A 12,851-nucleotide genomic window follows, 5' to 3' on the forward strand; every position below is an offset into this window, starting at 1 on the left:
AAACAGCGCATCCCCTCGGCCGGGTTGCGCGAGCGGAAGATGTGCCGGAGACTTGCCAAATGACAAGTACGCACGAAAAAGTCGGTTACTTACCCGCTGGTAAGCCCGAGACCCCGCCCGGCCACAACCCTCATGCCCACACGCGCGAAAGCGCGGCTGCCGGCGTCGAGGCAGGTCTGAAGCTGCTGGAAGGACGCTGGAAGCTGGTGATCCTGTTCCACCTGTTCGGCGGACGGGTGCTGCGCTTCTCGGAGCTGGAGCGGGCGATCCCCGCCATTTCACAGAAGATGCTGATCCAGCAGCTCCGCCAGATGGAGCAAGATGGCATCGTGCGGCGCATCGTGCACCATCAGGTGCCGCCCAAGGTGGAATACGCGCTCACCGACTGGGGGCAGGCGCTGTGCCCGGCGCTGGATGCGCTGCTGAGATGGGCAGGCTCACGCCCGGACGGGACACGGGAGTGACCCGCCGCGCACGGTCATCGGTCCTTGTGTTGTTCTCCTTCCCTCTCCCCGTTCGATGACGGAGAAGGGCGGCAGGCCTGAGAGGGCGCCGTCTTTGACACGACCGCTCCTCCCGTTAGTCGAGGTCGGTCACTTACCCGAGTGGAAAATCCGGCGCGGGTGGATTTCGCCGCCTTCCGCCTCGCCGAGCGCAATCAGGCGGCCGCCGGCATGGATGGCGACCGGACCTTCGAGGATCGGCGCGTCGCGCCCGCGCAGGATGATGCTCTGGCCATGGGCGAGCCGCGCGGCATCCGCCGTCGACACCCGCAGCGCGGGCAGCGTGTCGAGACCGACATCGACCGGCCGCAGCGCTTCCATCGGCGCGGCATCGTCCATCGCCTCGGAAATCTCGCGCAGCCGCGCCAGCGGAACGAGATCGGCTTCGAGGAAGGTGCCGACACAGGTACGGCGCAGCGCGGCGATGTGGCCGCGCGTTCCGAGCAGGCGGCCGATGTCGCGGGCGATCGAGCGCACATAGGTGCCCTTGCCGCATTCGGCCTCGAACACGGCGTGGTCGGCATCCGGCTCGTCGATCAGCTCGATGCGATGGATCACCACGGTGCGCGCGGCGAGTTCGACCACCACGCCGTCACGCGCGAGGTCATAGGCGCGCTCACCATTGATCTTCAGCGCCGAATAGGCCGGCGGCACCTGCTGGATTTCGCCGCGGAAGCTTTCCAGCGCGTCGAGGATTGCTGCACGGCTGGGGCGAACCTCGGAGGTCGCGACCGCCTGGCCCTCGCTGTCGTCGGTGTCGGTCTCGATGCCCCAGCGCACGGTGAAGCGGTAGATCTTCCGCCCGTCCATGACGAACGGCACGGTCTTGGTGGCCTCGCCCAGCGCGATCGGCAGGCAGCCGGAGGCGAGCGGGTCGAGCGTGCCGGCATGACCGGCCTTCTTGGCCGAGAACAGCCATTTCACCGCGCCGACCGCCTGGGTCGAGGTCATGCCGACCGGCTTGTCGAGCAGCACCCAGCCGTCGATGTCGCGCTTGGGGCGGCGCTTGCGCGCGGGGGCGTCCTTCGCGGGCAGGGCGGCCTCGTCGAGCGCCTCGGCGGCAAGCGGCGCATTCACCGGGGCGTTCATTCGTCGTCTCCGTCGGTCTCGTTGGTGCCGAGGTCGCGCTGCACGTCGGGCGAGCGCAGAAGCGCGTCGATCCGCGCGCCTTCCTCAAAGGAAGTATCGAGCCGGAACCGCAGCTCCGGCGTGTATTTCAGCTCAACGCGGCGGGAGATTTCCCCGCGCAGCGGCTTGGCGTTGGCGGCCAACGCGGCGATCGCCTCCTTCTCGCCCTTACCGCCGAGCGGCATGACGTAACAGGTGGCGATCTTGAGGTCGGGGCTCATTCGCACCTCGGGCACGGTGATCAGCACGCGCGCCAGCGCGGGATCGGGAAGATCGCCGCGCGAGAGGATGTCGGAGAGCGCATGGCGCACCAGTTCGCCCACGCGCAACTGGCGCTGGCTCGGGCCGGAACCCGAGCCGGTCTTGTTCTTCATGATCGTTCACAAACCTTCAGGGCCCGCCCCGAAACGGGGTTACGGGCCGGCTTCGACCGGGACAGGCGGATTCGGACCGCCGATCCCCGCGGAAAATGCCGGGGCGCCGTGTCGGGCCCCCCGGATTCGTCACAGCGTACGCTGCACCACCTCGACGCGGTAGCACTCGATGATGTCGCCCGCGCGCATGTCCTGGTAGTTCTCGAAGGACATGCCGCACTCCTGGCCCGCGTGCACCACGTTCACGGCATCCTTGAAGCGGTTCAGCGTGGAGAGCTTGCCTTCGTGGATCACCACGTTGTCGCGAATCAGGCGGACATGCTGGCCGCGCTCGACGGTGCCGTCGGTGACGCGGCAGCCAGCGACCTTGCCGACCTTCGAGACGTTGAAGATCTCGAGGATCAGCGCGTTGCCGAGCATGGTCTCGCGGTTGATCGGCGCCAGCAGGCCGCCCATCGCCGCCTTCACGTCATCCACCAGGTCGTAGATGATGTTGTAGTAGCGGATTTCGATGCCGGCACGCTCGGCCGCCTCGCGGGCTTCCTTGTTGGCGCGCACGTTGAAGGCGATGATCGCGGCGCCCGCGGTCTCCGCCAGCGTCACGTCGCTCTCGTTCACGCCGCCCGCGCCGGAATGGATGATGCGGGCCTGCACCTCGTCGGTGCCGAGCTTCTCCAGCGAGGTGATGATCGCTTCCACCGAGCCGGACACGTCGCCCTTGATGATCAGCGGGAATTCCTTGCGGCCCGCCGTCTTCGCCTGGCTCATCATCTGCTCCAGCGAGCCGCGGACGGTGGCGGAACGCGCCGCCGCCTTCTCGCGCTTCTGGTGCTGGCGATAGTCGGTGATCTCCCGGGCACGGGCTTCGCTTTCCACCACGGCGAGACGGTCGCCCGCCTCCGGCGTGCCGTTGAAGCCGAGCACCTCGACCGGCATGGACGGGCCGGCCTCGCCGAGCTGGGTGCCCTTGTCCGAAATAAGGGCGCGCACGCGGCCCCATTCGGCGCCGGCGACCACGATGTCGCTGACCTTGAGCGTGCCGCGCTGAACCAGCACGGTTGCGACCGGACCACGGCCGCGGTCGAGCTTGGCTTCGATCACGGTGCCCTCGGCATCGCGCACCGGGTTCGCCTTGAGGTCGAGCAGTTCGGCCTGCAGGCTGATGAGTTCCAGCAGCTTGTCGAGATTGGTGTGAGCTTTGGCGGAGACTTCGACTTCCAGCGTGTCGCCACCCAGGCTTTCGACCTGAACCTCGTACTGCAGCAGTTCGCTGCGCACGCGCTCGGGCTTGGCGTCCGGCTTGTCGATCTTGTTGATCGCCACGATCAGCGGCACCTTGGCGGCGCGCGCGTGATTGATGGCTTCCACCGTCTGGGGCATCACGCCGTCATCGGCCGCGACCACCAGCACCACGATGTCCGTCACCTTGGCGCCGCGGGCGCGCATGGCGGTGAACGCCGCATGGCCGGGCGTGTCGATGAAGGTGATCTTGCCACCGAGCGGCGAGACGACCTGATAGGCACCGATATGCTGGGTGATACCGCCGGCCTCGCCGGAGACGACATTGGCCGAGCGCAGGGCGTCGAGCAGCGAGGTCTTGCCGTGATCGACATGGCCCATGATCGTGACGACGGGCGGGCGCGAGACCAGCTCGTCCTCGGTGTCCGGCGTGTCGAACAGGCCTTCCTCGACGTCGGATTCGGCGACGCGACGCACGGAATGGCCGAGTTCCTCGGCGATGAGCTGCGCGGTGTCGGCGTCGATCACGTCGGTGATCTTGACCATCTGGCCCTGCTTCATCAGCAGGCGGATCACGTCGACCGCGCGCTCGGCCATGCGGTTGGCGAGTTCCTGGATCGAGATGGTCTCGGGAATCGTCACCTCGCGGGCGATCTTCTCCTTGGCTTCCACCTGGCGGTGGCCGCTCATGCGCTGGGTGCGGCGGCGGAAGGAGGCGACCGAGCGCTGGCGCTCGTCCTCGCTCGAAAGGGCGGTGACGACCGTCAGACGGCCGCGGCTCTTGTCCGGGCCGGCGGGGCGGGTCGGCTTCTGCGGCGGCGGAACGGGACGCGCGGGCGCGCCGCCGGGACCACGACGAACCGGACGACGCTCGTCATCCTCGGCTTCCATGGCGGACGGGCTGCGCGGGGTCGCGACGCGCGGGGCACCCGGCGCGGCAGGCGCGGCGGCCTGCGGCGCACGCGGGGCCGAGGCCGCCGGAGCTGCGGCAGTCGGAGCCGGCGCGGACGACGCACTGTCCTCGCCGAAGCGCTTGCGGGCTTCCTGCTCGGACTTGCGCTTGGCCTCCTCCTCGAAGGCGCGGCGCGCATCTTCCTCGCGCTTGCGGGCCTCGGCGGCCTCGCGCTCGGCCTTCTCGCGCGCCTCGCGCTCGACGCGGCGGCGGGCCTCTTCCTCGGCGATGCGGCGTTCCTCGACCTCGCGGACGCGGGCGTCCTGCAAGGCGGCGGCGCGGGCGCGGGCCTCTTCCTCGGTCAGCGAGCGCAGCACGACGCCGCCCGGGCGCGAGCCCTGGGGAGCGGGCCGCGGCCCGGAAATGTTCGCGCCGGGCGCGGGCTGGGTGCGGCTCTGCAGCGGGGCACGCTGCGGCTGCTGCGCCGGACGCGCGGGCGCACCGGACGGGCCAGCGGCAGGCCGGGCGGGAGCGGCGGGCTGTGCGGAAACCGGCGGCGCGGCGGGCGCGCTTGAGGGAGCGGCAGCCGGCGCCTCGGGCTTGTCACCCGGGCCGAGCACACGGCGCTTCACCTTCTCCACCACCACGGCCTTGGAGCGGCCATGGCTGAAGCTCTGACGGACGACGCCCTGCTCGACAGGCCTCTTGAGCGTCAGGGTCTTGCTCCCTTGGCCAACGCCCATCGTCTTCTCGCCGGGGTTCTTCGTATCGGTCATTCGGTTTCCGTTTCCTCGACATCCTCGCCCTGCGCGGGGATGCGTCATATCTGTGCGCCAGCCGCTAACTGGCGCGCCAGGCCTCGAGCTTTCTTACACGCGAGAGAAACCCCGCGCTCGTCGGATGCGCGAGCAGCGCAGCATGTACCACATTTGCCCGCCCCAGCGCCAAGTCCAATTGCACGCCGGAGAGGCATTCTGTGACGGCAATCTGCCTGTTTGTTGCCTCACCGATGCGAATTGCCAGCGCATCGAGCTTGGCCGCCCCGTCGCGGGCCGCGTCGCTGGCATGAATCAGCACCGCGACCTCCCCACTCTGGAGCGCCTCGTTCACACGGGTCGTGCCGGTGATCACGCGCCCCGCCTTGTTGGCGATGCCGAGAGCGCCGAGCGCGTCCTTCTCCAGCAGGCCCTCGACCAGCTCGGGCAGCGCCGGATCGGCCCGTCCCTTGCCCTTGAAGGCGCGCCCGAAGGCCTTCTTCTTCATCGCCTGCGCGAGAGCCCCGCGCGTGGCGGTGACCCACGCTCCCCTTCCGGGAAGCCGCGCCCCGAGATCGGGCACCACCGTGCCGTCGGGCGCGACCACGAAGCGGAGCATCCGCGCCACCGGCGTCACCTCGCGGGTGGCGAGGCAGAGCCGGGACGTTTCGCGACGGGCCGCTGCCGGTCCGTCGTCGGTTTCGTCGGCCAGATCGGCGGCGCCGTCGGCGGTCGTCGGCGCAAAGGCGGCGGCATCGGAACCGACGGCGGACGGCGCCACGCTCCCGGCCATCGCCGGAGCGAGGTCATCGACCAAGCCGCTCTCGCCCGTCCCGCGATCCTTCACCCCGCGCTCCCTTCATCAGACCCGCGCCGTTCAGGCGCCGGTCGTCGCGTCTTCTTCCGCCGCTTCCTCGTCGGCCGCGCCGGCGAGGTCGGCCTCATCGATCCAGCCGGCCTTGACGCGGGCCTGCATGATCAGCGCCTCGGCATCCTCGCGGGAGAGGTTGAAGCCCTCCAGCGCGCCGGGGATGCGCACGGTCTCGCCGTCCTTGCGCTCGGTCCAGCCGGTCAGGTCGTCCGTGGCGCAGCCGGCGAGGTCCTCGACGGTCTTGATGTCGTTCTCGCCGAACGCCACCAGCATGGCCGAGGTCACGCCCGGCACCTCGCGCAGCCCGTCCTCGACGCCCAGCGCGATGCGCCGTTCCTCGAAATCGGCCTCGATCTGGGCGAGATAGCCCAGAGCGCGATTCTGCAGTTCCTGCGCGGTGTCCTCGTCGAAGCCCTCGATGCCCGCGAGCTCGCCGATCGGCACATAGGCCAGTTCTTCCACAGTGGCGAAGCCCTCGGAGGCGAGGAGCTGGCCCATCATCTCGTCGAGATCGAGCGCCTCGGCGAACATCTTGGTGCGCTCGGCGAATTCCTTCTGGCGGCGCTCGCTTTCCTCGGCCTCGGTCATGATGTCGATGTCCCAGCCGGTGAGCTGGGAGGCAAGGCGCACATTCTGGCCGCGACGGCCGATCGCCAGACTTAGTTGGGCATCCGGGACCACGACTTCAATACGCTCGCGATCCTCGTCGAGCACGACCTTGACGACTTCCGCCGGGGCCAGCGCGTTGACGATAAAGGTCGCGACGTCCGGCGACCATGGGATGATGTCGATCTTCTCGCCCTGCAGCTCGTTCACCACCGCCTGCACGCGCGAGCCGCGCATACCGACGCAGGCGCCGACCGGATCAACCGAGGAATCACGCGAGGTCACGGCGATCTTGGCGCGCGAGCCGGGGTCGCGCGCGACCGCCTTGATCTCGACGATGCCGTCATAGATTTCCGGCACTTCCTGCGCGAACAGCTTGGCCATGAACTGGGGATGGGTGCGCGACAGGAAGATCTGCGGGCCGCGCGGCTCGCGGCGCACGTCATAGACATAGGCGCGGATGCGGTCCGAGGTCTTGAAGATTTCGCGCGGCAGCAGTTCGTCGCGGCGCAGCGAGGCTTCGCCACGGCCGAGGTCGACGACCACATTGCCGTATTCCACGCGCTTGACCGCGCCGTTGACGATCTCGCCGATGCGGTCCTTGTACTCGTCATACTGCCGGTCGCGCTCGGCCTCGCGCACCTTCTGCACGATGACCTGCTTGGCAGACTGCGCGGCGATGCGGCCGAAATCGAAGGGCGGCAGCGTGTCGGCGATCGAATCGCCGATCTGCGCGGCCGGGTTCAGCCGGCGCGCGCCGACAAGATCGATCTCGATGGCGGAATTCTCGACCTGCTCGACCACAAGGAGATGGCGCGCCAGGCGCAGTTCGCCGGTGCGCGGGTTGATCTCGGCATGGATGTCGGTCTCCGCGCCGTAGCGCGAACGCGCCGCCTTGGCGATGGCGTCCTCCATGGCGGCGATGACGATCTGCCGGTCGATCGACTTCTCACGCGCGACCGCATCGGCGATCTGGAGAAGTTCGAGCCGGTTTGCGCTGACCACAGCCATTGTCAGGTCTCCTTCGCGTGGGATTTGCGTTTGGCGTTGGATTTCTTGGTCGGTTTCGCAGCGCCTTTGGGCTTCAGCATGGGGCCCTTGCGGACCGGCATCTTCTTGGGCGGAATCACCCGTACAGCGATGCTCTCGCCCTCGCTCTCCGGCTCGCCGCCGAAATCGGCCGCATCGAAATCGGCGTCCTCGATCTCGTCTTCCTCGATCCCCGCACCTTCGCGCAGCGCCTTGTCGCGGCGCAGGGCCTCGCGGATCAGCTCGTCGGTGAGCACGAGACGCGCATCGCCGATATCGGCGATCGGCAGATGATGGGTATCGGGCGCGCCGGCGGGCGCATCCGGCAGGCGGACGACGGCATTGACGCCCTCGACGCCGATGAGCTTGCCGCGGAAGCGCTTGCGCCCCTCATGCGGCACCGCCATCTCGACCTTCACCTCATGCCCGGCCCAGCGCTGGAAATCGGAGAGCCGCACCAGCGGCCGGTCGATGCCCGGGGAGGACATTTCGAGGTTATAAGCACCGGAGATCGGGTCCTCGACATCAAGCACCGGCGAGATGGCGCGGCTCGCCGCCTCGCACTCGTCGATGCCGAACGAACCGTCCGGGCGCTCGGCCATGATCTGCAGCGTGAGATGCTCGCCGCCGGAGATCTTCGCCCGCACCAGGCGGAAGCCAAGCCCTTCGAGCACCGGCCCCACAATGGCGGCGACACGGGCGGCGGGCCCGCTCTCGGTGACGAGGCGGGGCTCGTTCAGCGCGGGCGCGTCAGTCGCGGCGGCGCTCTCGTTCAGGTCGGTCTGGTGTTCGCTCATTGTCCTCGCCGGACGGCTGAACGGGCTCAATGCAAAAAGAGCGGGTCCCGGCGGCGGAACCCACTCTCAACCGACCGTTCAGTCGCTGTGAGATGTCTTTGATGGCGTGCTTATACGCCCAAAGCCCAGCTGCGCGCAAGGGCAGGGTGCGGGGCAGAGCGTGAGGCAGACGGGCGCCCCTCTTGTCGCCCGGTGCAGGCCCGCGCATAAGCGCGTCATGATCGCTTCCGCCGACACCGCGGCGCTCACCGAGCGGGCGCCCGCCAAGATCAACCTGTCGCTGCGCGTTCTCGGCCGGCGGGCGGACGGCTATCACGATCTGGCGAGCCTCGTCGCCTTCGCCGGCACCGGCGACCGGCTGGCGCTGTTCCCGGGGGAGGCACTCGGGCTCGACATGACCGGCCCGCGCGCCGGCGCGCTCACGGCCGAGCCGGACAATCTGGTGCTGAAGGCCGCGCGGGAGCTGGCGGAGCGGGTGCCCGGCCTGGCCGCCGGCCGCTTCCGTCTCGACAAGCGTCTGCCCGTCGCCTCCGGCATCGGCGGCGGTTCGGCGGACGCGGCGGCCGGCCTGCGGCTGCTGGCGCGGCTCAACGGGATCGCGCGCGACGATCCCCGCCTGTTTGAAGCCGCGCTCGCCACCGGCTCCGATGTGCCGGCCTGCCTGTATTCCCGCGCCTGCCGGATGACCGGGCGCGGCGAGGCGCTCGCCCCGCTCGCTTTGCCGCGCTTCGGGGCGGTGCTGGTCAATCCCGGCGTGGCGGTCGCGACGGCGGCGATCTTCCGGGCGCTGGCGCTCCCCCCCGGCACCCGCCGCGACGAGGCCGCTCTGCCGGAGGGCTTTGCCGACCGGGACAAGGCGCTGGCCTTCCTGCGGGATGCGCCCAACGACCTGGAGCCGCCGGCCCATGCGCTGGTGCCCGTACTCGACACGGTGGAGGCCGCGCTGAGGGCGACGCCGGAGGTGCGTCTGGTGCGCATGTCCGGCTCGGGTGCGACCATGTTCGCGCTGTATGACGATTGCCGGGCAGCGGCGCGCGCGGCCAAGATGGTGGCCCGCCTTCATCCCGACTGGTGGGTCAAGTCCACCATTCTCGGCTGAAAGACCCACGCGCATGCACACGCCCATCGTCTTCGCCCTCGCCGCGCTCACGGAGATCGCCGGCTGCTTTGCGTTCTGGGCGGTGGTGCGGCAGGGCGCGAGCGCGCTCTGGCTCGGGCCGGGCGTGGTCAGCCTGATCGCCTTCGCCGGGCTGCTGACGCTGGTGGAATCCTCCGCCGCCGGACGCGCCTTCGCGGCCTATGGCGGGGTCTATGTCGCGGCGTCGCTGGCCTGGCTGTGGGCGGTGGAAGGGTTCCGGCCGGGTCGCTGGGACCTCGTGGGCGGGGCGGTATGCCTCGCCGGAGCTGCGATCATCATCTTGGCGCCGCGGGGGTAAGACCGGAGTTCAGCGCGCCCGGGCGACGCAGAAATCCACCACGTCGAGCAGCGCGCGCTTGGCCGGGCCGTCGGCGAACAGGCCGAGCGCGTCCTTGGCCATGGCGCCGTAGTGCCGGGCGCGGTCCACCGTGTCGGCCAGCGCGTCATGGCGCGCCAGAAGCTTCATCGCGTGTTCGAGGTCGCCCTCGTTGATCTCGCCGGTTTCGAGGCAGCGCTTCCAGAAGCCGCGTTCCTCGTCATTGCCGCGCCGGAACGCCAGCACGATCGGCAGCGTGATCTTGCCCTCGCGGAAATCGTCGCCGACATTCTTGCCGAGCTTGGCGCGCGAGCCGCCATAGTCCAACGCGTCGTCGACCAGCTGGAAGGCGATGCCGAGATTCATGCCATAGCTGCGGCAGGCCGACTGTTCCACCTTGGGCCGGCCGGCGATCACCGGGCCGACCTCGCAGGCGGCGGCGAACAGTTCGGCGGTCTTGCCGCGAATCACGGCGAGATACTCGTCCTCGCTGGTCGCGGTGTTCTTGGCGGCGGCGAGCTGGGCCACCTCGCCCTCCGCGATCACCACGGCGGCGGTGGAGAGAATGTCGAGGGCGCGCATGTTGCCGACCTCGATCATCATGCGGAACGCCTGTCCGAGCAGGAAGTCGCCGACCAGCACGCTGGCCTCGTTGCCCCACAGCATGCGGGCGGCGAGCTTGCCGCGGCGCATCTCGCTGTCGTCGACCACATCGTCATGCAGCAGCGTCGCGGTGTGCATGAACTCGACCGAGGCGGCGAGCTTGATGTCGCCGTCGCCGGCATAGCCGGTGAGGTCCGCCGTGGCGAGGGTGAGGATCGGGCGCAGCCGCTTGCCGCCGGACGAGATGAGGTGCTGGGCGACCTCGGGAATCATCGTCACGTCCGAACCCGTGCGCGACAGTATGAGCGCGTTCACCCGCTCCATGTCGGCGCGCACGAGGGTGAGAATGCCCTCCAGCGACGGCTCGGCATCGATCTCGGCGGCGGGGTCGAACGGCAGGACGACGGCCACGGGCGGCTTCCCTCACTAAAACACTTCAGACGTGGACATCGCCCCCACGACATCCCCCGGCGGCTGGACCGCAGCCCTCTCATAGCCCAGTCGGAAGGCAAGCGAAAGTTGAACCGGCTCCTCCACGGATGCCCCATCGACAACCGCCCGACGGAAGGCTTGCCCTCCTGCCCGGTTCCTGCGCCAATGCCGCGATGCGTCCCCTTGTGCTGACCAACGATCTGATCCTGCTCAACGCCATCGAGGCGCTGCTCACCAGCGCCGGCATCGGCCATGTGGTGCTCGACCAGCACATGAGCGCGCTGGAAGGCTCGATCGGCCTGCTGCCACGCCGGCTGCTGGTGGAGGAGGAGCGCTATCGGGCGGCGCGGGCGCTGCTGTCGGAAGCTGGCTTCGGCCATGCCCTCGCTGTCGAGTGATTCCGCGGAGCCGCGCCCGTGAGCCTGCCGACATCACCGGAAGAGACCACGGACGACGCCCTGCTCGGCGGCAGGCTGCGGCTGCTGCAGCCCGCGCGCGGCCACCGCGCGGGGCATGACGCGCTATTGCTCGCCGCCACCGTGCCGGACGATGCCCGCCATGCCGTCGACCTCGGCGCCGGGGTCGGTGCGGCGGGGCTGGCGGCCGCCATCCGCCTGCCGGCGGCGCGGGTGACGCTGGTGGAGATCGACCCCGCCACGGCGACGCTCGCCGCGCGCAACGCCGCCCGGCAGACACCGGACATGAGCGGGCGGATCGCGGTGGTCACCGCCGATATCGCGACGCTGGCCCGCCCGGCGGGCCCCGAGCTGCCGGCGGCCCGCGCGGCCGATGTCGTGCTGGCCAACCCGCCCTTCAACGACCCCGCCCGCCACCGGGTCTCCCCGCTCGCGGACAAGGCGCGCGCCCACGCCATTCCCGATGCCGGTATGGACGCGTGGATCAAGGCCGCCGAGCGGCTGCTGGAGGCGGGCGGGCGGCTGCGGCTCATTCACCGCCCGGAGGCGCTGGAGGCGCTGCTGGCGGCGCTTAAAGGACGTTTCGGTGCCGTATCGATCCTGCCGGTGCATCCGGCTCCGGGAGCGCCGGCGATCCGGCTGCTGGTCGGGGCGATCAAGGGGCGGCGCACCCCGCCCCGGCTTGTGCCCGGCCTCGTCCTCGCCGGTGCGGATGGCCGGCCTTCACCTGAGGCCGAACGCCTGTTGCGGGGCGGCGAGGGGCTGGCGCTGGAATAAGTTGCCGTTCGGACAAGCGCTCGCTTGAGCGAAGCGTGGTGCGGCCCTATGTCTTTCACCATGGCAAACAACAGCTTCCTCGACACGCTCCGCCGCCGGCTCCGCCCCATTCTGCCCGCGCGGCTGCGCGGCGACACCGCGATCGTGCCGGTGCTGCGCCTGCACGGCGCCATCGGCATGAACTCGCCACTGCGCCCCGGCCTCACCTTCGCCGGCGTCGCCAAGGCCCTGGACCGCGCCTTCGCAGTCAAGGGCGCAAAGGCGGTGGCGCTGGTGATCAATTCGCCGGGCGGCTCGCCGGTACAGTCCCACCTCATCTATCGCCGCATCCGGCTGCTGGCGCAGGAGAAGAACATCCCGGTCATCGCCTTCGTCGAGGATGTCGCGGCCTCGGGCGGCTACATGCTGGCCTGCGCGGCGGACGAGGTGGTCGCCGATACGTTTTCGATCATCGGCTCGATCGGGGTGGTCAGCGCCGGCTTCGGCTTCGACCGCGCCATCGACAAGCTCGGCATCGACCGGCGGGTCTATACCGCCGGGGTGAGCAAGGTGATCCTCGATCCGTTCCAGCCGGAAAAGCCCGAAGATGTCGAGCGGCTCAAGGCGCTGCAGAAGGACGTGCATGACGGCTTTATCGGCCTCGTGAAGGAGCGGCGCGGCGATGTGCTGTCCAGCCCTGATGACGCCCTATTTTCCGGCGAGTTCTGGGTGGCGCCGCAGGCGCTGGAGCTGGGGCTGATCGACGCCATCGGCGATCTGCGCTCCTTCCTGAAGGCGCGCTATGGCGAGAAGGTCTCGACGCCGCTGATCCAGTCCGGCGGGGGCCTGTTCGGCCGGCGCACGCCGGGTGTTTCCGGCGCTGTCGCGCCCGAGGCCGCCGCGATCGGCGCCGGCTTCGCCGAGCAGGTGCTGAGCACGGCGGAAGAACGCGCACTATGGAGCCGCTTCGGGCTCTGAGCGGGCCGAAGCGAGAGC

Annotated in this window: 13 protein-coding genes; 6 read left to right on the top strand and 7 right to left on the bottom strand. The window is 69.7% G+C overall.

What is annotated here, in order from left to right; translation table 11 throughout:
* The first annotated feature begins 59 nt into the window (after positions 1-59).
* The gene (locus VRZ77_RS12305; RefSeq protein WP_414592949.1) at positions 60-464 is read left to right on the top strand and encodes a winged helix-turn-helix transcriptional regulator; all 405 of its coding nucleotides are present in this window, start codon (positions 60-62) and stop codon (positions 462-464) included.
* A gap of 129 nt (positions 465-593) precedes the next feature.
* Here the strand turns inward: VRZ77_RS12305 and truB are convergent, their stop codons facing one another.
* From truB to rimP, 6 genes are all read right to left on the bottom strand, one after another.
* On the bottom strand, positions 594-1,592 hold the full coding sequence (gene truB / locus VRZ77_RS12310; RefSeq protein ID WP_414592950.1) for a tRNA pseudouridine(55) synthase TruB: 999 nt from the start codon (positions 1,590-1,592) through the stop codon (positions 594-596).
* The gene (gene rbfA, locus VRZ77_RS12315; protein ID WP_414592951.1) at positions 1,589-2,005 is read right to left on the bottom strand and encodes a 30S ribosome-binding factor RbfA; all 417 of its coding nucleotides are present in this window, start codon (positions 2,003-2,005) and stop codon (positions 1,589-1,591) included. Before rbfA ends, truB begins: the two co-directional genes overlap by 4 nt.
* Before the next feature lie 129 nt (positions 2,006-2,134).
* Positions 2,135-4,912, bottom strand: coding sequence for a translation initiation factor IF-2 (gene infB, locus VRZ77_RS12320; RefSeq protein WP_414592952.1), 2,778 nt, complete (start codon positions 4,910-4,912; stop codon positions 2,135-2,137).
* Positions 4,913-4,976: 64 nt separating this feature from the next.
* The gene (locus tag VRZ77_RS12325; protein ID WP_414592953.1) at positions 4,977-5,708 is read right to left on the bottom strand and encodes an RNA-binding protein; all 732 of its coding nucleotides are present in this window, start codon (positions 5,706-5,708) and stop codon (positions 4,977-4,979) included.
* Between the two features lie 60 nt (positions 5,709-5,768).
* Positions 5,769-7,379, bottom strand: a complete 1,611-nt coding sequence (gene nusA / locus VRZ77_RS12330) for a transcription termination factor NusA (protein ID WP_414592954.1) — start codon at positions 7,377-7,379, stop codon at positions 5,769-5,771.
* A gap of 2 nt (positions 7,380-7,381) precedes the next feature.
* Positions 7,382-8,194 carry a ribosome maturation factor RimP gene (rimP, locus tag VRZ77_RS12335; RefSeq protein WP_414592955.1) on the bottom strand — a complete coding sequence of 271 codons (813 nt, stop codon included), beginning with the start codon at positions 8,192-8,194 and terminating at the stop codon, positions 7,382-7,384.
* Between the two features lie 217 nt (positions 8,195-8,411).
* Between rimP and VRZ77_RS12340 the strand changes: the two genes are divergently transcribed.
* Positions 8,412-9,293 carry a 4-(cytidine 5'-diphospho)-2-C-methyl-D-erythritol kinase gene (locus VRZ77_RS12340; protein WP_414592956.1) on the top strand — a complete coding sequence of 294 codons (882 nt, stop codon included), beginning with the start codon at positions 8,412-8,414 and terminating at the stop codon, positions 9,291-9,293.
* Between the two features lie 13 nt (positions 9,294-9,306).
* Positions 9,307-9,630: a YnfA family protein gene (locus VRZ77_RS12345; protein ID WP_414592957.1), complete on the top strand. Its 324-nt coding sequence runs from the start codon at positions 9,307-9,309 to the stop codon at positions 9,628-9,630.
* A gap of 9 nt (positions 9,631-9,639) precedes the next feature.
* Here VRZ77_RS12345 and VRZ77_RS12350 read toward each other — a convergent pair whose 3' ends face one another.
* Positions 9,640-10,662 (bottom strand): polyprenyl synthetase family protein, encoded by a 1,023-nt coding sequence (locus VRZ77_RS12350; RefSeq protein WP_414592958.1) that lies wholly within the window; start codon positions 10,660-10,662, stop codon positions 9,640-9,642.
* A gap of 194 nt (positions 10,663-10,856) precedes the next feature.
* On the opposite strand from VRZ77_RS12350, the gene VRZ77_RS12355 reads away from it, so the two are divergent.
* From VRZ77_RS12355 to VRZ77_RS12365, 3 genes are read left to right on the top strand one after another with little or no spacing between them, the layout of a single operon-like run.
* Positions 10,857-11,081, top strand: coding sequence for a DUF2007 domain-containing protein (locus VRZ77_RS12355; RefSeq protein ID WP_241619625.1), 225 nt, complete (start codon positions 10,857-10,859; stop codon positions 11,079-11,081).
* An 18-nt stretch (positions 11,082-11,099) separates the two neighbouring features.
* Positions 11,100-11,876 (top strand): tRNA1(Val) (adenine(37)-N6)-methyltransferase, encoded by a 777-nt coding sequence (locus VRZ77_RS12360; RefSeq protein WP_414592959.1) that lies wholly within the window; start codon positions 11,100-11,102, stop codon positions 11,874-11,876.
* A gap of 60 nt (positions 11,877-11,936) precedes the next feature.
* Positions 11,937-12,833, top strand: a complete 897-nt coding sequence (locus VRZ77_RS12365; RefSeq protein WP_414593011.1) for a S49 family peptidase — start codon at positions 11,937-11,939, stop codon at positions 12,831-12,833.
* Positions 12,834-12,851: the final 18 nt, after the last annotated feature.

It is taken from the genome of Ancylobacter sp. G4_0304, assembly GCF_047501495.1.
Lineage (GTDB): Bacteria > Pseudomonadota > Alphaproteobacteria > Rhizobiales > Xanthobacteraceae > Ancylobacter.

Bases quoted from the DNA above. Each gene is read 5' to 3' on its own strand.
- VRZ77_RS12365 (WP_414593011.1), top strand. From the start codon at position 11,937: ATGGCAAACAACAGCTTCCTCGACACGCTCCGCCGCCGGCTCCGCCCC.
- infB (WP_414592952.1), bottom strand. From the start codon at position 4,912: ATGACCGATACGAAGAACCCCGGCGAGAAGACGATGGGCGTTGGCCAA.
- VRZ77_RS12340 (WP_414592956.1), top strand. From the start codon at position 8,412: ATGATCGCTTCCGCCGACACCGCGGCGCTCACCGAGCGGGCGCCCGCC.
- VRZ77_RS12345 (WP_414592957.1), top strand. From the start codon at position 9,307: ATGCACACGCCCATCGTCTTCGCCCTCGCCGCGCTCACGGAGATCGCC.
- truB (WP_414592950.1), bottom strand. From the start codon at position 1,592: ATGAACGCCCCGGTGAATGCGCCGCTTGCCGCCGAGGCGCTCGACGAG.
- nusA (WP_414592954.1), bottom strand. From the start codon at position 7,379: ATGGCTGTGGTCAGCGCAAACCGGCTCGAACTTCTCCAGATCGCCGAT.
- VRZ77_RS12355 (WP_241619625.1), top strand. From the start codon at position 10,857: ATGCGTCCCCTTGTGCTGACCAACGATCTGATCCTGCTCAACGCCATC.
- rbfA (WP_414592951.1), bottom strand. From the start codon at position 2,005: ATGAAGAACAAGACCGGCTCGGGTTCCGGCCCGAGCCAGCGCCAGTTG.
- VRZ77_RS12305 (WP_414592949.1), top strand. From the start codon at position 60: ATGACAAGTACGCACGAAAAAGTCGGTTACTTACCCGCTGGTAAGCCC.
- rimP (WP_414592955.1), bottom strand. From the start codon at position 8,194: ATGAGCGAACACCAGACCGACCTGAACGAGAGCGCCGCCGCGACTGAC.